We start from the raw sequence: 25,193 nt of genomic DNA, 5'->3' as shown, positions 1-25,193 counted from the left end.
ACTTCAAATGAAAAATTTATCAATGCTATTGTCTCTTTTCTTAAGTTTATTTGTTTTTATGGCATGTGACCCTGCCGATGAGGATGAACCTCAATTGCCTTTGGTGGCTGAAATGGTAGTAGACCTTTCTGCTTCGAATGATGTAATAGATCGAAGTACAGGACAGGTAGTGGAGGAAAAGCCTTTCCAATACTATAGTTTAAGTGAAAAAAAGTTACTGTCCGAAAATGAGAACTGGGACCTTGCTTTCAAAGGCACTACTATCCGTACGAATGCTGCCAAAAATGTCAGGGCCACTTTGGTAGATGGTGTTTTCCAAGAAATTAAGGAAGTGCCTGAAACCGCTACTTTTACTTTGGATACAGAAACAGAATTGGCAATTCCTACTGGAAGCGGTAATGGCTGGTACAGTTATAACCCAAGCACTCATGCGATTAAACCTATTCCGGGCAAGGTGATTTTACTACAGACGGCATTAGGTAATTATGCAAAAGTAGAAATCCTAAGCTACTATAAGGGGAATCCTTCAGATGATGAATTGAATCCACTCACGGATGAAGGGGCTACTTATACCTTCCAGTATGTATTACAACCAAATGGCACTACCGTCTTCGAGTAATTATATATTCATTAATCAGATCCGGTGTCCTGAGCCTTGTCGAAAAATTCACGTTTTTTTGGCAGGGTTTCTTTTACTTTATCCAAGTCAATGTTAATTTTCTTAAGGCGATTAAGAAATTCTTTGTAACTGTCATTTTTAAAGCCCTGGTTTTGAATGTTCTGATTTAAAGGTTTCATAACATGAGGCGATTAATAATTTTAATATGAAATCATTTTATTTCTTCTTCTTCCAATTCATAACAGGTAGTGGTTTTCTGTAAACCATACCTTGTCCCGTTTTTAACTACAAAATTCCTATACAAACTGCCATTTAGTCTCCAGGCTTGTTGTAGTCCTTCTTGTTTGTCATCTTTATAATGATAGCTGTAAGAAAGATCCCCATTAGCATACCAGCTTTTTTGTTCCCCTTCTTTTTTGTTATTGTAGTAATTGTATTCGAATTTTAACTTCCCTGTGTCCTCCCAATAGCCATACTGCTTACCAACAGAGAGGTTGTTTTTATACATTCGACTTTCAAATATTTTTCCACTTGGGTAATAACTTTCATAAGTACCATGAAGCTTCCCATTGTGTACAGAACTGTAGGTGTCTATATTGTATCCTATTTGTTTTTTGTGCACTATACCTGAGTATGCTTTGCCTGATAAAAAGTAGACCCCGTTTTTATAGGTAAGGTTAGGCGCATTAAAAGCTATGGTGTCATTTGGAATTTCGGAGGTGTCAACCCAATAATCCGGCAAAAATTCATCTCCCGTTCCTTTAGCATAATTATTACAGGAAGCAATGCTACACCCTGCTAGCAGAACAAAGAAATATTTCAGGATTCGGGTTAACCTTAAAGCCATAATTGTTTTATTGAGTGAAAGTCCCTTTTGTTCCATGATAAGCACCAGATTTTATTACGTATAAACCTGAGGTAGAATAAACCTCATTGCTTACATGATAATGGTAAATTCCTTCAGCAAAATCAGAAGTAACGCCTGTATGTCCCCCATTTTCATCCAAGTCGGCAGGGTAACTGTCATCCATGTCTTTCCTGCCATATACCGGAAAGCCATCCCTTAAAAAGCCAATTAAATTGGCGTCATCGACCGTAAGGTAAGCTCCCTCGCTATGGTAATGGTAATCTTCTCTTGGCCCCGGATGTCCGCCTGAGGCATCAAAGGTTCCCCATGCATTTTCTTGCAAAAGCCCACCCCCTTCATAATCATTGTAAATTGGCACACCATTAAGCGCCATTCCTACAGGGCCTAATTCAGTTTCTTCTTTAAAAGAACTCTCATTGGGTAAAATGGGAATGGTCATAGAATAATTGAATGAAATCATGCTCGTGTTCATATTGGCATGGTTTCTTCCGGGAAATTCCTCGTACATCTCATGTCCTTTACCCCAATAAGGTGTTTTGTGATCCGGTAAACCAGTACTGTTGATGGTTAGGTTATCCCCATTTACTTGAACACTCACTTCATGGGTGTAATCATTCTTATAATTGGATTGAACTACAGAAGCGATGGAAACATCTCCGGGGGTGACAGGTGGTCTTTCTCTTCCACAGGAAGCTAAACCAATCAAGAGTATTAGATAAAATGCTTTGTTCATGTTTCTTTAGACGCAGTTTCTTTAATAATCCTTCGTTACTATTTTTGTTATTAGATTTTCACAATATAAACGATGATCTAGAAGAGAATGAAGTACTTTTCTCATCATTGAAGGCTTACCATCCCTTAAAAATACAGTCCCTCTCAACATTTAACGAAATTAGGGTTAGTAAGCATTGGAAAGGCCAATTCAACTGTTGCTAAACTTCCTTAATCATTTAAGGATTATAGTGGCTCAAACCTTAGCCCAATGCTCGACGTAATGCTAAATGACAAACAGAAGAAATACCTATCTTTAGGTATTGAAACCCTACAGGGTAAAAACTCAAATACCTAATGGAGCCTTTTATAGAACACGTATTATACGACTATTCCTACCTTACCTTATTTGGACTTTCGTTTGGGTATTTTCTAGTCCTTTATTTTGGTGTAGGTTCCCTGTTTTTAGCCGTTTGTAAGTACTTGGAATCCCATAATTTACTTCATAAAATTCGACCTGAAATAGTTTCTCGAAGCCAAGTCATTTTTGAAATTAAGCATTCCCTGAAATCTATTGTGGTATTTGGGTTTTCGATTATACCTGTAATTTACTTTGTTCGTTTAAGTATTATAGAATTATTGCCCAATACCTGGCTCACAGTATTGCTGGGGCTTATTGCACTTACTTTATGGAACGAGGTTCACTTTTACTTGGTGCACCGCTTAATGCACCAAAAATTCATGATGAAAAAGGTCCATTGCATTCACCATAAATCGCATGTCCCAACAGTATTTTCAGTATATAGCTTTCATTGGGTGGAGGCCTTTTTATTAAGCACAGTGCCTTTGACCATATTGCCGTTTATGCCCTTTGCAATACTTGCTGTTTTCATCTTTCCTCTGATAAGTATTTTATTGAATTTCGCAGGGCATTGTAATTATAGGTTTGGAAATGGCACAGGAAATGGGTGGGAGCACTTTGGTACCTATCACAATGAGCATCATAGCAGGGGCAGGAAAAATTATGGTTTTGCCCTTAATTTTCTGGATAAAATATTTTCCAGACAGAACAGATAACAGATGAACGAAGTATATATAACCGGATCCGGTGCCTTTTTGCCCAATGAACCCATTTCAAACGAAGAGATGGAAGATTTTTTGGGTCGAATAAACGGTAAGGATAGCCGTGTGAAAGAGCGCATTCTGAAACAAAATGGCATAAAAACGAGGTATTATGCCCTAAACAAATCGCAAGACACCACCCATTCCAATGCGCAGATGGCTGTAAATGCGGTAAAAAATGCCCTTAAAAAAAGCAATTTACGGCCTGCTGATATTGCGTTATTGTGTACTGGGACCACCCAAGGAGATTTGCCAATACCAGGATTTGCCAGCATGGTGCATGCCGGTTTGGACTTCAAGCGCTGTGAAGTAGCTAGTTTTCAAAGTGTTTGTGCAAGTGGTATCATGGCATTGAAAAATGGTTATAGTCAAATAAAAAGTGAAGAAAAACAAAATGCAGTTTGTGTAGGAAGTGAGCTTCCAAGTCGAATGTTTAAAGCATCAAGGTTTGAAGCGCAGGGGATTGAATCCTTGCCATTTGATGCTGAATTTTTACGTTGGATGCTTTCTGATGGAGCAGGTGCCTTCGTATTGCAAAACAAGGCAAACCAGGAGGGAATTTCTTTAAGAATAGACTGGATCGACATTAAATCTTATGCGAATGAATTTCCCGTTTGCATGTATACCGGCAAGACGGACAATAAAAACGAAACTGAAAAAACCTGGCTGGATTATTCAAGTTATGAGGAAGCTTCTAAAGCGGGAGCGATAAATCTGAAACAGGATACCAGGCTCTTAGAGAAGGTGATTAAAACAGGAGTTGCACATTACTTTGAGCTAATCGACCAAGGAAAAATTAAGGCATCCCAAATCGATTGGTTGTGCTGCCATTATTCTTCGGAGATCTTTAAAAATACGATCACAGAGCTAATGGAAAAAGGAGGAGGAGCCATAGCTGAAGAGAAATGGTTCAGCAATCTCACCTCGAAAGGAAACACCGGGGCGGCTTCTATTTTTATAATGTTGGAGGAATTGATGTATTCCGGTAAGCTAAATACTGGGGATACCATTCTCTGTATGGTGCCAGAAAGTGGTCGATTTATCACTTCTTATATGCGTTTAACCGTAGTAGGTGATGCTAATTTGAAAACCAAGGCTTACCCAATGAGAGAAATAGAACCACCTGAATTGATTATTGATAAGAATGAAACTTCAGAGTGGTTGGTTCGAAACCTTGCCCAGGTCTGGATTGATTTTGAAACGGCATTGCTTAAAGTGCCAGTAGTGGCCAAGATTCAAGATGGAAAGTTGAGTATGGCTGATTATAAGCTCCTGCTAACAGACTTAAGGCAGCAAGTAATAGATGGTTCCCAGTGGATATCCAGGGCTGCCTCAAATATTGACATTGACTTGTTTGAATTGCGGTCTGCATTTATTAAACACACTGCAACCGAACACAAAGATTACCAAATGCTAGAACGGAATTTTGAGGCTTTGGGGGAGCGTCTGGACACCATAAGGTCAGGCGAAAAAAACATCGGTACTGTGGCTTTGACTTCTTTTATGTTTCAGCAAGCTAGCAAACCCAATCCCATTGATTTGCTTGGGGCGATGTTTATTATTGAGGGTATTGGAAAACGATTGGCCGGCTTTTGGGGTAAAATGATGCAAGACCAGTTGCAATTGAAAAGCAGCCAGGTTTCTTTCTTCACCTATCATGGTACGGCTGATGAAAATCATTTTCATAATTTAGAGGAGGCAATGAACCATCCCAAAATGAATATTGATCTTGCGAAGGCGATTGTTAAAACAGCGAAAACAACGGCGAAGTTATACCAAATGCAATTGGAAGAATTAGGGAATTATTAGCGAGCAGTATGAAAGACAATATATTAGATTTATCGAAACATGATGAAAGGGATCCCAATCCTTGGTTGGCCTTATTTCTTGATGATAGCATTCCGATTAATCAAACCACCAAATTGGTTTTAATGAGGGACAATTCCTCCAGATCTGTAAGGTACTTGCTGCCTTTTATAGAAATAGGATCCAAGATCACCATGTTCTTCATCCATATTATTAAGTTTTTCTTTCCCAAACTTATCAATTCTTCAAAAGTCCTGCATAAGATTTTGGCTTGGGGGCTCAAGCGTTTTGTTAGCCCTGATGCCAATCTGCTTATCTTTAGGCATTTTCATATTGGTACTGAGATATTACAGTTTATTGGAGGCAATATACCGAAAGTGGAAATTGTGGGAAGTCCACTAAAGCCGAAAAATTTTGAAGATGTAAAAGATGACCTGTTTTTAAAACATGATTTGAACTTGTACAATTTCGTAATTCTATTAAACCGTCAATTGAGGGAGAAAAACATTACCATCGGTCCCCCAGACCAGCTTAACCTAAGTATGATCACTGAGGATCAATTTGATCATATTGATTTCCCCGACCGGTGGACAAATATTCTGGACTTGAGGTCTGCCATAGAACTTTTTACTCCATTCTATCAACTGTTTCTTACCTCCAATGACTTTATCAGGGCCTCCAATTCTTTGCAATTGGATGAAACAATCGCCATATATGCTTCTCAAATTCTAGGTACACCAGGCCACCTCGGTTTGATCAACAATAAACACCCAATGGTCCCAGTCACCACATACAGTGCAGCCTATAGGTTGGTGCTCCATGGGCTAGCCGCAGAAACGCTGCACGAAGTATTGGTGAAAATGAAGTTGAATAAAAATGCTGACGGGGTGGTAATGCCTAAGAGGTGAAAAAAAATCAGGCTTATGCAAAAATGAATTTATCGCATAAGCCCGATTTAAGTAAAAATTAACTTTTTGTAGGGTAGCTCTGCTAAGTTATTGATCTAGTTTTACGACTGTTCTACCTTTTAATTTCCCTTTAAGCATAAGGGCTATTTTTTCAGGCAGTGCCTCAAGTGTTATCTCATCACAAGTATCCGTCAATTGTGAAGGTTTCCAATCTTTGGCCAATTTATTCCAAACCTGCCCTCTATAGCGCATTGGATAATTTTGCGAATCAATACCTATAAGCGTAATACCTCTTAGGATAAATGGGAAAACGGTCAGGCTCAGGTCTGGAGAGGCTACATTCCCACAGCAAGTAATGACTCCCATAGGTTTCGTAGATTTAATAATGTTCTCAAGAATAGTACCTCCAACAGTATCTATTCCACCAGCACATATAGGCTTTAACAAAGGACGTTTGTCTAAATTTTCGAAGTCAGAACGCAATATTATTTCATTGGCCCCAAGTTTCATCAGGTAATCCTTTTCATGTTCTTTGCCCGTGATGGCTACAACGGTGTAGCCCAATTTGGAAAGAATTGCCACACTTAATGCGCCAACTCCACCTGTGGCGCCGGAAACCAGAATTTTACCGTCTTCGGGTTTTACCAATTCGGTTAGCCGCAATACAGACATTCCTGCGGTCAATCCTGCTGTTCCATATATCATAGCCTCTTTCATGCTCAGGTTTTCTGGTAGCTTTACCGCCCATTCTGCGGGAACCCGAATGTACTCACTGAATCCTCCAGCCGTATTCATACCAAGGTCATAACTGGTAACGATGACATTGTCTCCAACACTAAAACCAGCATTTTCAGACTTAGCCACTTCTCCTACAGCATCAATACCAGGTGTGTGAGGGAAATTTCTTGTGACCCCTTTATTCCCTGATGCGGAAAGCGCATCCTTATAATTAAGAGAGGAGTAGGATACTTTTATTAGTAAATCACCTTTGGGTAGGGCGTCTATTTTTTTTGTTTTAATGGATCCTTTAAATTCACCATCTTTCTCTTCTACCACAAATGCCTTAAATTCTTTGTCATTCATATACTGCTATTTTTAGTGTTTTAGGTTATCACCCTTTGAAAGTTCAATATTAGATTCTTTTACATTACTATTTCATGATTATCCATCAATTAGTGTGCCTTCTAAACTAAATATCAATTTAAAACCAAAGCCATTGCTGGTGTGGTCTTATAAAATAGGATTAAGCGCTACTTTGGGTTTGTATTATCCACAATTACGCAATTAAAGTCAGAAGGCAATAATTTGTCAAATATTAGTATAATTCCTAAGAATTAACCTTGAAATATTGCTCTCTGGATACCTTAATATCACTCATATTATTGTTTGCCCATTCCGTTAAGGCGAAAAGATGAGGCAAAAGGGATTTGCCCCTTGGGGTCAATTCATACTCTACTTTTGGTGGGATTTGAGGGAAGACGGTTCGCTTCACCAAACCATCCGATTCTAGTGACTTTAAGGTTACCGTAAGCATTTTTTGAGAAATTGTTCCAATGGATTTATGGATCTCGTTAAAGCGCAAAACCTGTTCCTCTTCCAATAGCAATATTATTAACACGGACCATTTATCACCTATCCTGTCTATTACATTTCGAACGGGACAATTTTCAAAGTCTTCATTTTTTTCAAATATTTTTTTACTCATAACTAGTTGATTTATTGCTTTACTTACCTTGAGGTAAGTTTCCTACTTCTTCGTAAGTTGTTGTTTAATAAATACTTACTATTTATCTTTGACTTACCAAAAGTAACTAATATACTTTAGGTAATCAAAAAAAATGGGGTTAAAATAAAACTTGAAACAATGAAAATAGCAGTAACAGGAGCATCAGGAAAACTTGGACGTTTGGTAATTGAAGAATTGAAAGAAAAAACCTCGTCACATAATATTGTGGCATTGGTTAGAAACCCACAAAAGGTTGCAGATTTAGGTGTGGAGGCACGGGAATTTGATTATGATCAAGCAGCGCAACAATCAGCAGCCTTAAAAGGGGTTGACAAACTATTGTTGATCTCGGGAAATGAAATCGGAAAACGATTGCCCCAACATATAAATGTGATTGAAGCCGCCAAAACTGCTGGAGTCAAGACAATCGTTTACACGAGTTTGTTAAAGGCGGACAGTTCCACATTAGGGCTGGCGGGCGAGCATATTGGGACAGAAGAAGTATTAAAAAAATCAGGTATTCCTCATGTGATCCTACGTAATGGTTGGTACACAGAGAATTATACAGAGTCGCTACAGCCAGTAATTGGTTTAGGTACTTTGTATGGAAGTGCTGGAGATGGGAAGATTTCTTCTGCTACCCGAAGAGATTATGCTGCAGCAGCGGCTACGGTATTAAACTCAGAAGATCAGGAAGGAAAAGTATACGAACTTGCCGGTGACGAGGCTTTCACAATGAGGGATTACGCGGCTGAAATAAGTCGTCAAACCGGAAAAGAAATCCCTTATGTAAATTTACCTGAGAATGATTATGCCCAGGCATTAGTAAAGAGTGGCTTACCAGAAGGCTTGGCCCAGTTTCTAGCCTCAAGTCACGTTTCTACAGAAAAAGGAGATTTGTTCGATGAAGGTCACCAACTTTCAAAATTGATCGGGAGACCAAGCACCCCTTTAAGCAAAGCCGTTTCTGATGCCTTGGCTTAGCATGGCAAGACTCCTTGAAAAATATAAGAACCTCCACTTAATCAAACCAGCCCAGATTTTTACCTGGGCTGGTTTATTGGTATTTTGTCTATGCGAAGAGTTTAATTTAGTAGATGCTTCAGCAGCCTGGGAAATGGTTTGCCGGCGTATTTATAGTTTTTGAAGTGCATATATACAATCTAATGGACTGTAATAATATTACAAAAGAGCTTAAATACGACCTCATTATAATAAAATTAAATTTGAAGAACAGGTCCTCAATATTAAATCACTCAACCAGTTATATCCTGCCAATTCCGACCATCATTTTTAACCAAGCTAGCTATAAATGCTCTTCTATCTTCAATTTTATTTAACAGTTTGGTTGCCGAAGGCTCCGAAACGGAGATATCTAATGAGTATAAATTATCCTTGTAAGGAAAATCAGGAACGTCTACTTTTTTAAATGAATAGGAGTTTTTTACCACCTTCAAATATTTATCCATTGCCATTCGTAAATTTCCCCATATGTAAGCATTGTCAGATTTATCAATCTTGTACACCTCTTGAATGCTTAAAACCTCATCCAATTTGGCAAGATTAAGTTGAGTTGAATAACTGGGGTTTGGGGAATGAAAATACATTAAAACCGGATATGCTAATTGCTGTTCGCAGTGCAACAAAATCATGGGGTACAGCTCTTTGAATTGATCATGAATTAGGTTGAAATTTTTCCCATTCCAGCCATTTAAAATTATTTCATGTGGTGATTTTCCCAAATTAGATATATAAGTTGCCAATGTTCGTTGTTTGACTACAGCATTCATTAGGGGTATGAAATAGGAAATCGCTAACGACAATAAAAACATACCATTTAAACCCGTGAAATTCGAAACAATGCGCCAGAAATCATTCCCGGTTTTCAGGTCGCCATTGCCAAGTGAAGTCAATGTATAGCCAACATAGTAAAATTTTGCGGTGATGCTCGCAGGTAGCTCAGTTGAAGTTTCTACTATTGAGTTGACGTATGAATTGTAAATGAGCCCATATCCAATCATAAGCAGCACCGCCCATAATGAAAACAAAGTCACTACAATTAAGGGCCCTATATTGCTCAAAATGGATATGCCTGAAAATTTTCCTGAAACGAAAACACTTATACGCCATACATTTCTTGCAATAAAGTTTGAAATTTTGCTTCCTCCATTGAGCCGAAGAATGGTGGATAAGGCATCAATATTGGTTATGATTACTATAATAATCCCACTTAATAGTAAAATAATGTCCATTGAGAGTATCAGTTGAATTCACAATATTTTCTTGCCGACTTAATCAAGCATGCCACCATTACCAACCATTCAGCTCATTGAAATGCTTTCCTTTACCTCTCCGGTAAATGATGGTTTATGTATAGCTGTTGTTAGTAATACATTGTTTTGACTAGAATTTCCGGCATTTTCAGATAAATTATTCTAGCAAAAATGCTTCCATTTACAGCGGTATGACAATAAAAAATTGCTATCTCAGGTATCTAGGGCCTAGAAATTTCATTTTTCCAATGCATGAAAAGGCAAGGTTTGCCATAGATTGTAAAACCTATCAAGAATAGGCTTTCTAAAGGTTTGAATTATTATCGTTCTATTGATTTGATTAGCCTCTCCCTATATACGGCATACCATTGGCCATAATGGTCATAAAGGGAATGTTGGCAGCAGGAGGAAGGCTTGCCATATAGACAATGGCACGGCCAATTTCATTGACGTCCATTGTGGGCTCTACTTTTCGGGAACCATCCGCTTGTAGGGTGCCTTCTTCCATTTTTTTGGTCATGTCACTTTTGGCATTACCTATGTCGATCTGACTGCAAGTAATGTTTTGGTCCCTCCCGTCAAGAATAGTAGATTGAGTGAGTCCTGTTACTGCATGTTTGCTTGCTGTGTAGGCCACAGACATTGGCCTGGGAGCATGAGCAGAGATTGAGCCATTGTTGATGATACGACCACCCTTTGGGCTTTGGGCTTTCATTAATTTAAAGGCTTGTTGGGTGCAGAGAAATGCTCCCGTAAGGTTGGTGTCAATGACCTTTTTCCAATCTTCATAACTCAAGTTTTCCAATGGGATAGCTGGGGCATTGATCCCTGCATTGTTAAAAAGCAAGTCCAAACGTCCGTACTTTTCCCGCACTTTATCAAACAATGCATTCACACTTTCAGGTGATGTGATGTCGGTGGTGATTATCAAAAGATTGTCTTGGCCACACATCTTCGCGGTTTCCTCCAACGTTCCCTTTGTTCTTCCGGTTAATATGAGTGTCCAATTGTCCTTGGCCAGGGCTTGGGCCACGGCTCTTCCTATACCTGAACCTGCTCCGGTGATTAGGGCGGTTTTTATTGTAGTCTTCATAATTAGGGTTTATTTTTAGGGTACCTCAATGTGCTCTTCTTGAATATAATTGGTAATGATCTCTGTGGTGTCCTTGTCTGCAGTGAAACCTAAAGCATCTGCTTTTTTGGTGTTAAAATTTGGAGGCCAGGTAAGGACAATGCTTTGGAGAAATTCATCTGGTTCATAGGAAATGAGATCGGTAATGCCTTCATGTGTGACTTTTTCCAGACTGTCGATCATCCCTTGTACGCTTACGGTTATACCAGGAAGGTTTATCGTACGGTCATCACCAATCGATTTGGCCGACAAACTAGCTGCATGGATAAAATTTCTCACCACTTGTTTGGGAGACAAAATCCAAAAAGGAGAGGAAGGAGCGACGGGGTAACTGGTAGGCTTGCCGTTTAAAGGTTCACGAATAATGCTACTTAAAAAGGATGAAGTGGCTGCATTTGGTTTTCCCGGCCTAACCGTGATGGTTGGGAGCCTCAGGCACCTGGCATCTACAAAACCACGTCGGCTGAAATCATTCATCAGCAAATCTACCATGGCTTTCTGGGTGCCATAGGAGCTTTTGGGTTTAGGCGCGGTTTCTTCAGTGAGCACTTGATTTACATCACCACCAAAAATCCCACAGGAGCTAGCAAATACCACTATCGGGCAGTAAGCCAGTTTCCGGCATTTTTCTAGCAGGTGCAAAGATCCGTATAAGTTTACCCGCATTCCCAGTTCAAAGTTTTTTTCTGCTTCGCCACTGACCACTGCTGCCAGGTGGAATATCAGTTCGGGCTTTTTTTCTAAAAACGGATCAATTAGCAAGGGGTCGCTAAAATCTCCAGCAATGCATTCAAATCCTGGATTATTTTTGATGTTTTCCAAAAAGGCCTGGTCCACCAGTGTTATTTTCCCCTTGGATTCTGGGTGTTGCTGTAGCCATTCTGTAGCGAGTCTGCTACCAATAAATCCGCCACCTCCTATGATCAGTACATTCATTTATTTGGGTTTTTTGATTAGACAAAAGGGAATAGGTAGGACAGCATCCATACTTGCGCCATTCCTACCAGTGAAATGGAAGCTAGCAGAAAGGTCCAGGTTTTAAGTGCTTCTTTTTCGGTTAGTCCACTCATTCTTGCCACCACCCAAAAGGCGCTGTCATTCATCCAGGATATAAATAGGGAGCCAAAGCCCATGGCCATTAATAGGTATACAGGATGGAAACCCAGGGATTGACCATCTCCTATAAGTGCAGACATGATGGCCACACTGGAAATCATCGCAACAGTTCCCGATCCCTGTGCGGTTTTAAGCACTGCAGCGATGAGCCAGGCCAGTGGAATAAAATGCAGTGGGAAATTTTGGGTAGCCAATCTAATTGCTTCTCCAATGCCACTATTGTTGATCATGGCACCATAAGCACCACCAGCACTGGTGATAAGGATGATGATGCCTCCGATTTCCAAAGGCTTTCCAACTTTGGACCACAGCTCCTTGGAGCCCATCTTTTCCGATTTGGCCCACAAAATCAGGGCTGAAGCAGCTCCTGCAGCCATTGCTAAATTTTTATTGCCAATGAAAACCAACCATTCGGGAACATGGCCAGTTATGGCCTGAACCATCGTGCCTGAACCAATCATAAGAATGGGTAGAACGATGGGAGCAAGTGCCCAAGTCAAAGCTATTTGAGAGGCATCCCCAGCATTGACTGGTAATGCTATCCGGATGGGAACATCCATTTTTTCATTGATTCTTTTAGCAATAAATAGTACCAATAGGGCGGGAATAATTCCCAAAATCATACCAGAAAGAATCACTGTTCCCAGCTCTATCCCCAAACTTTCGGCCATGATAAGTGGGCCAGGTGTAGGAGGAACGATACTATGAGTTATGGCAGCTCCACCACCTATGGCCATTACATAAAGGATATAATTCTTACCTGTTTTAAGGGCAAGGCTAATACCCAAGGGGATAAGCAAGAAAAAAACTGTATCTAAAAAAACAGGAATGGAAAGTAAAAATGCAGCAATAAGCAAGGCCAAAGCGGCTTGTTTTTCCCCCATTTTGTTTAGCAATTGGGTCACGATTTTCTCTGCTGCACCACTCTCCAACATTGCCGTACCTATTACTGCAGCCAAAGCAATGACCCATGCTATTTTTCCTGCCATTATACCAAAAGCAATCATGGGTTCATCGAGCGCAGCGTTGATGCCTTTGTTTTCCATTAGGTCTGGTGTCAAAAGGCCTACAAAGACGGCGGCAGCTACCAAGGCGATAAAAGGGTGAAATTTAAATTTTGAAACCAAAACTACGACCAGGGCTATACTGGACAATAGAATGGCAAATGGCCAAAAGTCAGCATGATAAATTGATTCCATACTTTAAATAAGGTAAAATATTCTGAAATCTAATGGTTGGGCATTTTAAAATTGAAATTTTAATGTAAACATTTTCATTTTTTGTATAAAAGTCGTTTGTTTGCTCAATTCGGATGGTTTACATTAGGAAAAAGTTATAGGTTATAGTTTACAGGTAAAAATTTGATTGAGATACCATGGAAGATGGAAAAGAGGAGGATAAAATAAGAAGAGCGTTTAAGGAAAAAGATTGGGCGGAAATAAAAAGTGCAGATTCCTGGGTAATATTTAAAGTCATTAGTGAATTTGTAGAGGGCTTTGAAAAGCTTGCCAAAATTGGGCCTTGTGTTTCCATTTTTGGCTCTGCCAGAACAGCGTCAAACCACCACAATTATCAAAAAGCAGAGGCCATTGCAGCCAAACTTGTAAGGCATGGTTATGGGGTGATTACAGGAGGTGGCCCAGGTATTATGGAAGCAGGAAATAAAGGGGCGCATTCAGAAAAAGGCAAGTCAGTAGGTTTAAATATCGTTTTGCCATTTGAACAATTTAATAATATTTATATAGACCCTGATAAACTGCTTACCTTCGATTATTTTTTTGTCCGTAAGGTAATGTTTACCAAATATTCTCAGGGATTTATCGTTTTGCCTGGAGGCTTTGGGACAATGGATGAATTTTTTGAAGCCTTGACCCTTATCCAAACCAAAAAGATTGGACGTTTCCCAATAGTCCTTGTGGGCAAGGCTTATTGGCAAGGGTTGATTGAATGGATCAAGACCACCATGCTGGAATCCAATGCCAACATCAATAAGGAAGATCTTGATCTTTTTGTTCTTGTAGATGCCGCAGATGATGCAGTGAAAGCAATAGACGATTTTTATAACAAGTATCTACTGTCTCCAAATTATTAAGAAATTGAAAAAAAAGCATACCTATAACCTGTATTTCCTTGTTACGTTGCAGTTCCTAATTATTGGCTATTTGCTTTTTGAAAGCAAGGAAATAAAGCCTGAACTAAAACCAGAGGAAGGAGCAGTGGCCGAATTAAGGGCAGGGAAGACAAGAACGAATCCGCGGGTTAAAATTTTTGACCTTCCCGAAAAACCTGAATTTTCAGGTGAAAAAGCTCCCGTTGATCAGCCTGATGTATTTGAAAGGTTCGAAAGAGAAATTTACGTCAACGCATATTGGGAGTCAAATGCCTTGTTTATGCTGAAGCGGTCAGGAAAATATTTCCCTTTTATCGAACAGACATTAAAAGAAAATGGCATACCTGATGATTTTAAATATGTGGCTGTCATCGAGTCGGGCTTGTTAAATGTCACTTCTCCAGCTGGGGCAAAAGGTTTCTGGCAATTTATGAAGGGAACTGCCGGAGATTTTGGTTTGGAGGTGAATCGGGATGTGGATGAAAGGTACCATTTTGAAAAAGCAACCATTGCTGCCTGTAAATACATTCGTGCTGCCTATGGTAAATTTGGAAATTGGACCAGTGTCGCTGCCAGTTATAATATGGGCATGGCAGGCATAGCAAGGAGAAAAAACCAACAACTTAGCCCTGATTATTATGACCTGTATCTCAATGAGGAAACCAGCAGGTATATCTTTAGGATCCTGGCAATGAAGGAAATTTTTGAAAATCAAAGCAAGTATGGTTTCGAACTTCAAAATGAAGACTTGTACTCTTTACCTCCTCTTAGGGAAATTAAAGTCACTGAAAGCATCGAAAACCTTGCAGAATGGGCCATTGAACAGAATAGCAATTATAAGGAAGTTAAAATTTATAACCCTTGGCTAATTAATACTAAACTTAATGTACGAAAAGGTAGTTCTTATATCATAAAATTGCCCTTATAAAATTCTTTTGTAAAGGAATTCGCTTTTATGATTATCTTGAATGGCAAATAAATCCCTTCTTATGAAAAAACCTTTCCTCATAACCTTTATTATTGGGCTAGTTTTGCTTGGTTTTTTTTATCTATTGCCATTATTGGTAAATAGTTACCTTAATAATAATGCCGAGCGGATAGTTAGTAATATGATTGTTCGTACCAACGAATTTGCAGGGCATGAGGTCAACTTCGGTAAAATCAGACTTGATTATAATTACCAGGGCACCTTTTTAAAAATGGACTCGGTAAATATCCAACCTGGTGAGGAATTAATGGAGGAGGATAAAATTAAATTTAACCTTACTTTCAAGGAAGCCAGCCTGACAGGTTTCCGTTGGGTAGATTTTTTGTTTTACAATAGCATTAAGTTAGACTCTGCCTACATCGAGGATGTGGTTTTGGAGACGATCACCCCAGACCTGGAGGAAATTGCAGATAAAATGGGGGAGGAAAATGGTAATCAAGGAGAGAATTATAAAAAGATTGGTGTCAATCATTTCCGGATAAATAAAGCTTCTTTTGAAAACAGAGACAGTGAAACAGACTCTACCAGGTTGTTGATTAATGACTTGTTTATTTTTGCTGATGGTTTTAGTCTAAGTGAACAAGACCTTGAAAGTCAGGAGGCCCTATTTACTGTCAATACTATTGAGGGATATTTAGGTGAAGTTCAGCTACATGTCAATGACTATATAAATGTGGTTGAAGCCAATGATATATCTTTTAATACAACAGAACAGAAATTAAGTATTGAAAAAGCAGCCTTTAAAAATAAACTGCTTAAATATTCTTATATCAATCGGTTTGAAAAGGAGACCAATTGGATGGAGTTTAACAATGCGCAGTTAGAAATATCCGGGATGGATTTTCAATCCTATTTTAGAGAAGGTAAAATTGCAGCAGACAAGGTGCAATTGGATCATTTGGAACTGGAAGTTTTTAGGGACAAAAGGAAAGTCGAAGACACCTCAAAGAGGCCTAAAATGGTCCATGACATTATCAAAGGCTTGCCCAAAAGTATCTGGTTGAAGGCAATTAATTTTGAGAATACTTCAATTACCTATCAGGAGCGGCCAGATACCAAAGCCCCATCATCGGGAAAGATCTTTTTTGACCAAGTTAATGGAGAGATTTTAGGATTCACCAATTATGCAGATAAGCTAGCGCTAAATGATACTTTAAGGATGAACGTTAAAGGAAGGTTAATGGGAGAAGGCCAGATAGATTTGCAGGCCAATTACCTGATCAACGATGAAGATGGAAGGTTTCTGCTGGAGGGGACTGTTGGTCAGATGGATTTGACCAGCCTGAACAATATGATCATGCCGGCCACAAGAGTAGCTTTGGACCAAGGAAGATTAGACAAGCTGGACTTTAATATTGTAGCAAATGACATTGATGGCACTGGCGACGTAATAGCAAGATATTCTGATTTGAAAATTGAAATCCTTGATAAAGATTATAAGCGAAATAAAAATGTTTTTAGAAATATTGGTGCATTCTTAGCCAATAAGCTAGTGATTAGGACACATAACCCTCAAAAATCAGGAGACCTTCAGAAGGGAGAAGTTTATTTCCGGAGAGCCGAGCATAAATTTATTTTCCATTATTGGTGGAACCTGGTATTGAGTGGGCTGAAATCAACCATTACGGGAGACACGGAGCAAGACCTCAGAGAGAAGCAAACCAATTAAACCTTTACTTGGAAATGAACCATTTGTCTGGTTTTAGGTTTACCTTAGTTATGTTCTTTTTAGTCAGGCTTTCTGTGTATTTAAAAAAAACAACGAAGAAGGAGGGAATTGTAATAGATTAAGGGATCCATTGATTTCATAACTAACAATCGGCCCCATCAAAGTCAGAAAAGGTGAAAATTGTCCTGTGCTATCTCAGTAGATTTTGCACTAATTAGAATAGTAATTACCTCATTCAGGTTAAACCAATACAAGCGAAAAAATATCCAATGTCAGTAGAAAATCAACCTTCTCAAGAGCATATTGAAATATATGGGGCCAGAGAGCATAATCTCAAGAACCTCGATCTTACTTTACCCAGAAATAAATTAGTGGTCATTACAGGCTTGAGTGGTAGTGGCAAAAGTTCACTGGCGTTTGACACCATTTATGCTGAGGGGCAAAGGCGTTATATGGAAAGTTTTTCTGCCTATGCCCGCTCTTTTCTAGGTGGCATGGAAAGGCCTGATGTGGATAAAATTAATGGGCTTTCTCCCGTAATTTCTATTGAGCAAAAAACGACCTCTAAAAATCCCCGCTCGACAGTAGGGACTGTTACTGAGATTTATGATTTTATGCGGCTTTTGTATGCCAGATCAGCGGAGGCTTACTCCTACCTTTCTGGTGAAAAGATGGTTAGACAGACAGAAGATCAGATCGTAGCTCAGATTTTTAACGTTTTTCTCGACAAAAAGCTATCCATCTTGGCGCCCGTTGTGAAAGGCCGTAAAGGTCATTATCGGGAATTGTTTGAGCAGATCCGTAAAATGGGTTACTCCAAAGTCAGGATAGACGGAGAGATAGTGGAAGTGGAGCCCAAAATGCAAGTGGACCGTTACAAGATCCATGATATAGAAATAGTGGTGGACCGAGTTCTTGCAGAAGAAGGGGACCGGTATAGGATTTCTCAGTCTCTAAAAACAGCTTTGCAACATGGTAAAGGGGTAATGATGTTGCTTGATGAAGAGGGTGAAATTCATCATTTTTCTAAATACCTAATGGATCCACTTACTGGGCTAAGCTATGATGAGCCAGCACCAAATTCTTTCTCCTTTAATAGTCCTTATGGGGCCTGTCCTTCATGTAATGGGCTGGGAGTGATTGAAGAAATCACTCAGGAAAGTGTGATTCCAGATCCATCTTTAAGCATTAGCCGTGGAGGGATAGCTCCTCTGGGGGAATACAGGGATATTTGGATTTTTAAAAAAATTGAAGCCATACTAAAGCGCTATAAAGGAAGCTTGGCAACGCCCATAGAAAAGTTGGATGATAAGGTCATTCAAACCTTATTGTATGGGGATAAAATGGACGTGGCCGTGGATTCGGTAAAATACCCAGGAACTAAATGGAACACTACCTTTGAAGGGATTCTCAATTTTCTCCAAAAACAAAAAGAGGGTGGCTCTGATAAAATTCAGAAATGGATTGCTGATTTCACAAGCACCCGCCAATGCCCCGAATGTGAAGGCTATCGGTTAAAGAAAGAAGCACTTCATTTCAAGATAGCAGAAAAACATATTGGTGAATTGGCACTAATGGATATCACTACTCTTGGGGAATGGTTTACCAATATAGAAGAGCGAATGACCGACCGTCAGAAAATCATTGGCGCGGAGGTATTGAAAGAGATAAGAAAAAGAATTGGCTTTTTGCTAGACATAGGTTTGAATTATCTATCACTCAATCGCCCTCTGAGGACCTTGTCTGGGGGAGAGGCCCAAAGAATTCGCCTGGCAACTCAAATAGGAACGCAATTAGTGGGAGTGCTTTATATACTAGATGAGCCAAGTATCGGTTTGCACCAAAGAGACAATGTGAAGCTAACGCATGCATTGAAAGACTTGCGCGACCTTGGAAATTCGGTGATAGTAGTAGAACATGATAGGGACATGATGATGGAGGCAGACTATGTCCTTGATATAGGTCCAGGAGCAGGCCGTCATGGCGGCCACATTGTAGCAAGTGGAACGCCACAAGAGATTTTGGCCTCTAATAGCCTTACTGCCCATTATCTCAATGGATCGTTAAGCATTGCTGTTCCTGAGAAAAGAAGGAAAGGAACAGGTAAAAAACTCAAATTAAAAGGCGCTAGTGGGAATAACTTGAAAAGTGTAAATCTAGAAATTCCGTTGGGAACGATGGTTTGTGTTACAGGAGTTTCAGGTTCTGGTAAAAGTTCGTTGATTCATGAAACCCTCTATCCTTTATTAAATAGACAGTTTTACAATTCCAAGAAAGAACCTTTGCCTTACAAGGAAATAACAGGTCTTGACCATTTGGACAAGGTGATAGAAGTGGACCAATCACCGATAGGAAGGACACCAAGATCCAATCCTGCTACTTATACAGGCGTATTTACAGATATCCGAGCTTTGTTTACAGAATTGCCGGAAGCTAAAATTAGGGGTTACAAGCCGGGTAGGTTTTCTTTTAATGTGAAAGGGGGCCGCTGCGAAGATTGTGAAGGTGGAGGAATGAAGTTGATTGAAATGGATTTTCTTCCAGACGTTCATATTCCTTGTGAAACCTGTAAAGGTAAGCGATACAATCGGGAAACATTAGAGGTTAGGTTCAAGGGTAAGTCCATAGCTGATGTATTGGACATGACTGTGGAACAGGCTGTTGAGTTTTTTGCGCACATACCGAAGATTTTAAGAAAAATCCAGACCTTACATGATGTAGGGCTAGATTATATTACCTTAGGCCAACATGCCACCACACTGTCTGGAGGGGAAGCACAGCGGGTAAAACTAGCGACTGAGCTTTCTAAGAAAGATACAGGCAAAACCTTTTATATATTGGATGAGCCTACCACAGGATTGCATTTCAAAGACATAGGTTTGTTGTTAGGCGTACTTCAACAATTGGTAGACAAGGGAAATACGGTGCTAATCATTGAGCACAATATGGATGTTATTAAAGTGGTGGACCATGTAATTGACCTAGGGCCTGAAGGGGGGCAAAAAGGTGGAGAAATTCTCTTCAGTGGTACTCCTGAAAAGTTGGCCAATCACCCTAGTAGCCATACCGCTAGATTTTTAAAGGAAGAACTTGAGAAGAACGGAGAATTACAGACGTAAAATTATAACGATTCTCCTTACCCCATATTTGCTGTGATATTATCGAGCAAGAGGTATAAAAGCAGCAGGTAAATTTTTCACCTTGTGGCTGAGGCTTGGGTTTTCTAGTTACGTCCTCTAATTTTGTGGTCTTAACCTTATATTTTTCTGCTATTCGAATGCTTTTTGGTATCCTAATCTTCTGATTATTAAGTGTTGTTAACGCGTGGAGGAACCAATAGGGCCCTTTTCCACGCCAATGTTAAGAGAAAATTAATTCCCTGATTTTAATTTTAAAATTTCATAATTGACTTTTTTATTGGGTAATAGATTTTTGAGTCAATTTTGTGCCTGAATCTAATTCAGACTTGAAAATCTAATACCTAACTATGAAGAATTTATTTAATTGGATGATGATCGCTACACTAGCTGTTACTGTTTTAACAGCTTGTAACGATGAGGATGACCCAAATAACCAAGTTGTTATTTCTGGTATTCCAGCAACAGTAGCGGTTGAGACCGGTGAAGACATCGATCCTGTACAGGCTAACATTACCGCAGCCGATGGTTTAACCTCTTTGGTGGTAAAAAAAGATGGGACCACGATTGAAACAATTAATTATAACGGAGAGGTTTCAGCAGTTCACAACTTTACATATGCAGCTTCTACTGAAGATGCAGACAAAAATTTGGTTTTTGAGTTCATTGCAACCGACGCTAATGGAGATACGCAGACTTCTACTTTCGTAGTTTCTGTAGGGGGTGCCGTATCTGTTGTTAAAATAGAAGATAACATTACCTCTGACATGGTATGGGAAACTGGTAAAATATATGTCCTTGGAGGTAGAATCACAGTAGTGGCCGGTGTTGAGTTATCCATACAGCCAGGAGTTATTGTTAAGGGCGAAGCTGGATCAGGCGCAAATGCTACAGCTTTGGTAATTGCTAGAGGAGCAACAATTGAAGCTGAAGGTACTGCTGATCAGCCTATTATATTTACTTCCATCGCTGATGAAATCATGCCTGGAATGGTGGCAAGCCCTAATTTAGATGCTGATATTGATGGATTATGGGGAGGACTATTGGTTCTAGGTAAAGCGCCAAGTTCTTTTGCAGGAAATGTTTCAGAAGTTCAAATTGAAGGTATTCCACCTTCCGATACCAATGGCCTTCATGGTGGAGATGATCCTGAAGACTATTCTGGAAAACTAAAATTCATATCTATCAGACATGGTGGAGCCAATATCGGTGAAGGAAATGAAATCAATGGTTTGACTTTAGGTTCTGTAGGTTCTAAAACAATTATTGAAAATATAGAAGTTATTGGTAATCAGGATGATGGAATCGAATGGTTTGGAGGAACAGTAAGTGTGAAAAATGCGATTATCTGGAACGCAGGTGATGATGCTTTAGATACTGATATGGCTTGGTCAGGAACACTTGATAATTTTATAGTCATAACCGGAGGTTCTACGGATCATGCTTTAGAAATTGATGGCCCTGAAGGTTCCTTTAATGATGGACATACCCTTCAAAACGGAATCATTGTAGGAAACAATGTTTCAGAACTAGGTGACTTCAGAGATGGTGCTAGAGGTACTTTCAAAAACATTCTTTTCCAAGGTTTTGATGACCCATCTACAACTGATGGCAGAGGTGACTTGTCTTTAAGTGGTGATGCAACTGTTGCCAATTTTGCCAATGGAGCTCTATCTTTTGAAAACCTTGAGGTAGTTTTAGCTGATGGAGTAGCACTTACAGAGGTCTTCAAACATGGCACTTCTGCACATGCCACTGCTGTGACTGCTGAGGCAAGTACGGTTGGAGCTGATAAAACAGTATTCAATGACTGGACTTGGACTTCAGTTGCTGGAAATTTAGACAACTTATAATAATACCAACCACTATTTTTTGAAAGGAATGCAAACCGCATTCCTTTCCTTCACTTTTTTAGCTATTCGCTGTATTACAATAAATAAAAATTAAAAATGAAAAGATTTACCAATAGCTTGATCTTTATTGGATTCATGCTTTTGTCAACAAGCTTATTCGCTCAGAATGGAACTATTCGTGGGACAATATTCGATGAGAGTACTGGAGAACCCTTATTTGGCGTTGCTGTTTCAGTAATAGGTGCTCAAAAAGGAGCAGTTACCGATTTCGACGGTGATTTCGAAATTCAGCTTCCTGAGGGGAATTATAATATACAAGCCTCATTTATCTCCTTCAATAGCCTTCAATTGGAAGGAATTGAAGTGAAGGGCGGGGAGGTCACAATAGTAGATAACTTAATGATGTCAGAATTTACTTCTGATCTTGAGACCGTAACCATTACTGCAGAAGCCATCAGAACAACTGAAGCTGCCTTAATGACTGTTAAAAGAAATGCCCCACAGTTAATGGATGGAATTTCCGCTGCAGCTTTCCGTCAAATTGGAGATGGGGACGCGGCTTCTGCAATTAAACGTGTTACTGGCGTTTCTATTGAAGGTGGAAAATATGTTTACATTCGAGGCCTAGGAGACAGGTATACCAAAACAGTCTTGAATGGAGTTGATATTCCTGGTTTAGATCCTGATAGAAATACCATTCAGATGGATATTTTCCCTACCAATATTATTGACAATATTATCGTATCTAAATCTTTTACCAGTAACCTATCCGCAGATTTTACTGGAGGAATAGTGGATATTGAAACAAAGGATTTTCCTGAAGAGAAAACAATGCGCCTTTCAATTAGTGGTGGTTACAATCCTTCCATGCACTTCAACTCAGATTTCCTTTCTACTCAAGGTAGTTCAACAGATTTTTTAGGTTTTGACAATGGATTTAGGGACATACCCACCAAAGGTATAGCTGAAATACCACAATATGCAGATGTAGTAGGGAACCCTGGAGGAGAACAAGGCCAGGTTTATCAAAGTGTTTTGCGTGATTTTAACCCTGTTTTCGGAGGTACTAAAAAACAAAATTTGATGAATTACTCTCTTGGTTTTTCGCTTGGAGATCAGTTCAAGCATAGGGATAATACTTTTGGATATAATTTTGCGGTTACTTACAAAAACACTTCTGAATTTTTTAAGGGTGCGGAATTTAATCTGTATGCTAAGCCAAGAGAAACAGGTGAAACGGAATTAGAGCCTTTGGAAAAATCTGTAGGTAACTATGGAGAAAGCAACGTATTGCTTGGCGGACTGTTTGGCATTGCCTATAAAACTGATTTTTCCAAGTACAAACTGAATTTTATCCACCTGCAAAATGGATCTTCAAAAGTTGGTAATTTTGACTTTAAGAACTCCAATTTAGGAGCTGTTTTTGAAGCAGATCAATACAATATTGAATACAGTGAAAGGGCATTAACCAATTTAATGTTAAGTGGAGTTCACTATAGTAAAGATGGAGATTGGGAAATGGATTGGAAAATTGCACCTACCTTGTCTACCATTGAAGATCCTGATGTGAGGGTACTTAGGTTTAGGGAGCCAAACAAGACCATTTCTTCAGAGGTGGGTTTGCCTCAACGGATTTGGCGTTCACTTGACGAACAAAACCTCATTGGTAAACTTGACCTTACCAGAAATCATTTGCTTTTTGGGGAATCCGCTAAATTGAGATTTGGATCCTCTTATGCTTACAAACAAAGAGATTTTCTTATTCAAGATTTTCAGTTTGCAACAGGTAATTCTACCTTCACAGGTGATCCTAACCAAGTGCTTATCGAAGAAAACCTATTTTCTGAAGACAACAGAAATGGTATCAGATATAGTCCGTTGTTTATTCCCAATAATCCTAATAGCTATGAGGCCAATTTGACCAATGTTGGATTGTATGTTCATAGTGAATTTTCTCCCGTAAAAAATCTAAAAGCCATTGTAGGCCTAAGGGCAGAGAAGTTTGACCAATATTATACTGGTTCAAATCAAACCCGAACCATTGTTTATGACAATGAAAAAGTAATGGGAGATTTGGACTTTTTCCCAACGGTTAACTTGATAAGAAGTATAAAGGATAGTCAGAATCTTCGCTTTTCTTTTTCAAGTACCATTGCCCGACCTTCCTTTAAGGAAATGTCTTTTGCAGAAATCCTTGACCCTATCACGGGTAGGACCTTTGTTGGGGGGCTGTTTCAAGAAACAACTGATGGTGGAACGGAAATACTATGGGATGGTAATTTGCAAGCTACCAGGATCAATAATTTTGATTTAAGATGGGAACAATTCTTGTCTGGTGGCCAGTTATTTTCTGTAAGTGCTTTCTACAAAACCTTTGACAAACCTATTGAGATGGTGCAGTTTCTTTCTGATCCTGGTGCTTTTCAGCCCAGAAATGTTGGGAATGGAACTGTGGCAGGAATTGAATTGGAGCTGCGTAAATCACTCTCCTTCCTAAGTCCTGCACTTGAGACCTTCTTTTTCAATTTTAATGGTACCCTCACAAGGTCAAAAATTAAAATGTCAGAGGCTGAATTGCGATCTAGGGAACTTACAGCCAGGGAAGGCGAAACCATTGAAGATACAAGAGACATGTCAGGGCAGGCTCCTTATATCATCAATACCGGTTTGAGTTATAATAATTTCGTTTCTGGGATAGAAGCTGGTATTTTTTATAACATGCAAGGGTCGACCCTGAATTATATAGGCTTTGGTAATAGAACAGATACTTATACGGTACCTTTTCATGCAGTTAATCTCAGTATCAATAAAACATTTGGAACAGATGAAAAGATGAAAGCAGGTATAAATGTTCAAAACCTACTGAATCAGTCCAGAAAAGAGGTTTTCCGTTCTTATGGTGCAGAAGACCAGGTCTTCTCTACCTTAAGTCCAGGAACACTCCTCAATGTTAATTTTTCTTATGCTTTTTAAACCTTGGATGCGCAATGGTTAGCTAATTGAAAATTATATCCAATTTATTTTTTATAGGTATTAATAACCCATTCAATTACCTGTTTTTACCGGGTTTATTTTGATCTTTTAAAATATCCTTCCAATTGGGAGGATATTTTTTTGTCTGTATGTTAAGAAATTGTTAACTTTAGTTAACAGTA

Annotated in this window: 20 protein-coding genes; 11 read left to right on the top strand and 9 right to left on the bottom strand. The window is 39.2% G+C overall.

The features are described 5' to 3' along the window. Positions 1-7: 7 nt before the first annotated feature. The gene (locus tag AAC073_RS11185; protein WP_339923918.1) at positions 8-619 is read left to right on the top strand and encodes an HmuY family protein; all 612 of its coding nucleotides are present in this window, start codon (positions 8-10) and stop codon (positions 617-619) included. An 11-nt stretch (positions 620-630) separates the two neighbouring features. Here AAC073_RS11185 and AAC073_RS11180 read toward each other — a convergent pair whose 3' ends face one another. Genes AAC073_RS11180 through AAC073_RS11170 form a run of 3 tightly spaced genes read right to left on the bottom strand, consistent with a single transcriptional unit; the run spans position 631 to position 2,220 of the window. After that, the gene (locus AAC073_RS11180; RefSeq protein ID WP_339923917.1) at positions 631-798 is read right to left on the bottom strand and encodes a hypothetical protein; all 168 of its coding nucleotides are present in this window, start codon (positions 796-798) and stop codon (positions 631-633) included. Between the two features lie 32 nt (positions 799-830). Continuing rightward, positions 831-1,466, bottom strand: a complete 636-nt coding sequence (locus tag AAC073_RS11175) for a hypothetical protein (protein ID WP_339923916.1) — start codon at positions 1,464-1,466, stop codon at positions 831-833. A gap of 7 nt (positions 1,467-1,473) precedes the next feature. After that, positions 1,474-2,220 (bottom strand): YHYH protein, encoded by a 747-nt coding sequence (locus tag AAC073_RS11170; protein ID WP_339923915.1) that lies wholly within the window; start codon positions 2,218-2,220, stop codon positions 1,474-1,476. A gap of 335 nt (positions 2,221-2,555) precedes the next feature. Here AAC073_RS11170 and AAC073_RS11165 point away from each other — a divergent pair, with 335 nt between their 5' ends. The 3 genes from AAC073_RS11165 to AAC073_RS11155 are packed head-to-tail and all read left to right on the top strand — an operon-like array spanning position 2,556 to position 6,034. Continuing rightward, complete coding sequence (locus tag AAC073_RS11165; protein ID WP_339923914.1) at positions 2,556-3,275, top strand: sterol desaturase family protein; 720 nt, start codon at positions 2,556-2,558, stop codon at positions 3,273-3,275. Positions 3,276-3,278: 3 nt separating this feature from the next. Beyond that, a complete protein-coding gene (locus AAC073_RS11160) occupies positions 3,279-5,129 on the top strand; it encodes a beta-ketoacyl-ACP synthase III (RefSeq protein ID WP_339923913.1) in 1,851 nt (616 codons plus the stop codon). 8 nt (positions 5,130-5,137) lie between these two features. Beyond that, positions 5,138-6,034 (top strand): hypothetical protein, encoded by an 897-nt coding sequence (locus AAC073_RS11155; protein ID WP_339923912.1) that lies wholly within the window; start codon positions 5,138-5,140, stop codon positions 6,032-6,034. Positions 6,035-6,121: 87 nt separating this feature from the next. Here the strand turns inward: AAC073_RS11155 and AAC073_RS11150 are convergent, their stop codons facing one another. Together AAC073_RS11150 and AAC073_RS11145 are read right to left on the bottom strand one after the other, a co-directional pair. Continuing rightward, positions 6,122-7,117, bottom strand: coding sequence for a YhdH/YhfP family quinone oxidoreductase (locus AAC073_RS11150; protein WP_339923911.1), 996 nt, complete (start codon positions 7,115-7,117; stop codon positions 6,122-6,124). Between the two features lie 244 nt (positions 7,118-7,361). Continuing rightward, positions 7,362-7,739 (bottom strand): helix-turn-helix domain-containing protein, encoded by a 378-nt coding sequence (locus AAC073_RS11145; protein WP_339923910.1) that lies wholly within the window; start codon positions 7,737-7,739, stop codon positions 7,362-7,364. A 159-nt stretch (positions 7,740-7,898) separates the two neighbouring features. Between AAC073_RS11145 and AAC073_RS11140 the strand changes: the two genes are divergently transcribed. Next, positions 7,899-8,744 (top strand): SDR family oxidoreductase, encoded by an 846-nt coding sequence (locus AAC073_RS11140; protein WP_339923909.1) that lies wholly within the window; start codon positions 7,899-7,901, stop codon positions 8,742-8,744. Positions 8,745-9,016: 272 nt separating this feature from the next. On the opposite strand, the gene AAC073_RS11135 is transcribed toward AAC073_RS11140, so the two are convergent. From AAC073_RS11135 to AAC073_RS11120, 4 genes are all read right to left on the bottom strand, one after another. Beyond that, positions 9,017-10,012, bottom strand: coding sequence for a hypothetical protein (locus tag AAC073_RS11135; protein ID WP_339923908.1), 996 nt, complete (start codon positions 10,010-10,012; stop codon positions 9,017-9,019). 361 nt (positions 10,013-10,373) lie between these two features. Beyond that, positions 10,374-11,126: an SDR family oxidoreductase gene (locus AAC073_RS11130; RefSeq protein WP_339923907.1), complete on the bottom strand. Its 753-nt coding sequence runs from the start codon at positions 11,124-11,126 to the stop codon at positions 10,374-10,376. Positions 11,127-11,141: 15 nt separating this feature from the next. Further along, positions 11,142-12,101, bottom strand: coding sequence for a D-erythronate dehydrogenase (gene denD, locus AAC073_RS11125; protein WP_339923906.1), 960 nt, complete (start codon positions 12,099-12,101; stop codon positions 11,142-11,144). Positions 12,102-12,118: 17 nt separating this feature from the next. Further along, positions 12,119-13,480: an SLC13 family permease gene (locus AAC073_RS11120; protein ID WP_339923905.1), complete on the bottom strand. Its 1,362-nt coding sequence runs from the start codon at positions 13,478-13,480 to the stop codon at positions 12,119-12,121. A gap of 176 nt (positions 13,481-13,656) precedes the next feature. Here AAC073_RS11120 and AAC073_RS11115 point away from each other — a divergent pair, with 176 nt between their 5' ends. The 6 genes from AAC073_RS11115 to AAC073_RS11090 all read left to right on the top strand — a co-directional run bounded on the left by AAC073_RS11115 (position 13,657) and on the right by AAC073_RS11090 (position 25,011). Further along, the gene (locus AAC073_RS11115) at positions 13,657-14,373 is read left to right on the top strand and encodes a TIGR00730 family Rossman fold protein (RefSeq protein ID WP_339923904.1); all 717 of its coding nucleotides are present in this window, start codon (positions 13,657-13,659) and stop codon (positions 14,371-14,373) included. Positions 14,374-14,377: 4 nt separating this feature from the next. Then, positions 14,378-15,319 (top strand): lytic transglycosylase domain-containing protein, encoded by a 942-nt coding sequence (locus AAC073_RS11110; protein WP_339923903.1) that lies wholly within the window; start codon positions 14,378-14,380, stop codon positions 15,317-15,319. A 61-nt stretch (positions 15,320-15,380) separates the two neighbouring features. Continuing rightward, positions 15,381-17,048, top strand: a complete 1,668-nt coding sequence (locus tag AAC073_RS11105; RefSeq protein WP_339923902.1) for a hypothetical protein — start codon at positions 15,381-15,383, stop codon at positions 17,046-17,048. Between the two features lie 269 nt (positions 17,049-17,317). Further along, positions 17,318-20,167 (top strand): excinuclease ABC subunit UvrA, encoded by a 2,850-nt coding sequence (gene uvrA, locus AAC073_RS11100; RefSeq protein ID WP_339923901.1) that lies wholly within the window; start codon positions 17,318-17,320, stop codon positions 20,165-20,167. A gap of 368 nt (positions 20,168-20,535) precedes the next feature. Next, on the top strand, positions 20,536-22,038 hold the full coding sequence (locus tag AAC073_RS11095) for a hypothetical protein (protein ID WP_339923900.1): 1,503 nt from the start codon (positions 20,536-20,538) through the stop codon (positions 22,036-22,038). 96 nt (positions 22,039-22,134) lie between these two features. Next, on the top strand, positions 22,135-25,011 hold the full coding sequence (locus AAC073_RS11090; protein ID WP_339923899.1) for a TonB-dependent receptor: 2,877 nt from the start codon (positions 22,135-22,137) through the stop codon (positions 25,009-25,011). Positions 25,012-25,193 lie beyond the last annotated feature (182 nt).

The organism is uncultured Cyclobacterium sp., from assembly GCF_963977555.1.
Classification (GTDB): Bacteria; Bacteroidota; Bacteroidia; order Cytophagales; family Cyclobacteriaceae; genus Cyclobacterium.
Note: the sequence above shows the minus strand (reverse complement) of the source record. Positions and strands in the feature narration are given on the sequence as shown.

Excerpts from the sequence above, each read along its gene's own strand:
- AAC073_RS11185 (WP_339923918.1), top strand. The coding sequence starts at position 8 with ATGAAAAATTTATCAATGCTATTGTCTCTTTTCTTAAGTTTATTTGTT.
- AAC073_RS11180 (WP_339923917.1), bottom strand. The coding sequence starts at position 798 with ATGAAACCTTTAAATCAGAACATTCAAAACCAGGGCTTTAAAAATGAC.
- AAC073_RS11175 (WP_339923916.1), bottom strand. The coding sequence starts at position 1,466 with ATGGCTTTAAGGTTAACCCGAATCCTGAAATATTTCTTTGTTCTGCTA.
- AAC073_RS11170 (WP_339923915.1), bottom strand. The coding sequence starts at position 2,220 with ATGAACAAAGCATTTTATCTAATACTCTTGATTGGTTTAGCTTCCTGT.
- AAC073_RS11165 (WP_339923914.1), top strand. The coding sequence starts at position 2,556 with ATGGAGCCTTTTATAGAACACGTATTATACGACTATTCCTACCTTACC.
- AAC073_RS11160 (WP_339923913.1), top strand. The coding sequence starts at position 3,279 with ATGAACGAAGTATATATAACCGGATCCGGTGCCTTTTTGCCCAATGAA.
- AAC073_RS11155 (WP_339923912.1), top strand. The coding sequence starts at position 5,138 with ATGAAAGACAATATATTAGATTTATCGAAACATGATGAAAGGGATCCC.
- AAC073_RS11150 (WP_339923911.1), bottom strand. The coding sequence starts at position 7,117 with ATGAATGACAAAGAATTTAAGGCATTTGTGGTAGAAGAGAAAGATGGT.
- AAC073_RS11145 (WP_339923910.1), bottom strand. The coding sequence starts at position 7,739 with ATGAGTAAAAAAATATTTGAAAAAAATGAAGACTTTGAAAATTGTCCC.
- AAC073_RS11140 (WP_339923909.1), top strand. The coding sequence starts at position 7,899 with ATGAAAATAGCAGTAACAGGAGCATCAGGAAAACTTGGACGTTTGGTA.
- AAC073_RS11135 (WP_339923908.1), bottom strand. The coding sequence starts at position 10,012 with ATGGACATTATTTTACTATTAAGTGGGATTATTATAGTAATCATAACC.
- AAC073_RS11130 (WP_339923907.1), bottom strand. The coding sequence starts at position 11,126 with ATGAAGACTACAATAAAAACCGCCCTAATCACCGGAGCAGGTTCAGGT.
- denD (WP_339923906.1), bottom strand. The coding sequence starts at position 12,101 with ATGAATGTACTGATCATAGGAGGTGGCGGATTTATTGGTAGCAGACTC.
- AAC073_RS11120 (WP_339923905.1), bottom strand. The coding sequence starts at position 13,480 with ATGGAATCAATTTATCATGCTGACTTTTGGCCATTTGCCATTCTATTG.
- AAC073_RS11115 (WP_339923904.1), top strand. The coding sequence starts at position 13,657 with ATGGAAGATGGAAAAGAGGAGGATAAAATAAGAAGAGCGTTTAAGGAA.
- AAC073_RS11105 (WP_339923902.1), top strand. The coding sequence starts at position 15,381 with ATGAAAAAACCTTTCCTCATAACCTTTATTATTGGGCTAGTTTTGCTT.
- uvrA (WP_339923901.1), top strand. The coding sequence starts at position 17,318 with ATGTCAGTAGAAAATCAACCTTCTCAAGAGCATATTGAAATATATGGG.
- AAC073_RS11095 (WP_339923900.1), top strand. The coding sequence starts at position 20,536 with ATGAAGAATTTATTTAATTGGATGATGATCGCTACACTAGCTGTTACT.
- AAC073_RS11090 (WP_339923899.1), top strand. The coding sequence starts at position 22,135 with ATGAAAAGATTTACCAATAGCTTGATCTTTATTGGATTCATGCTTTTG.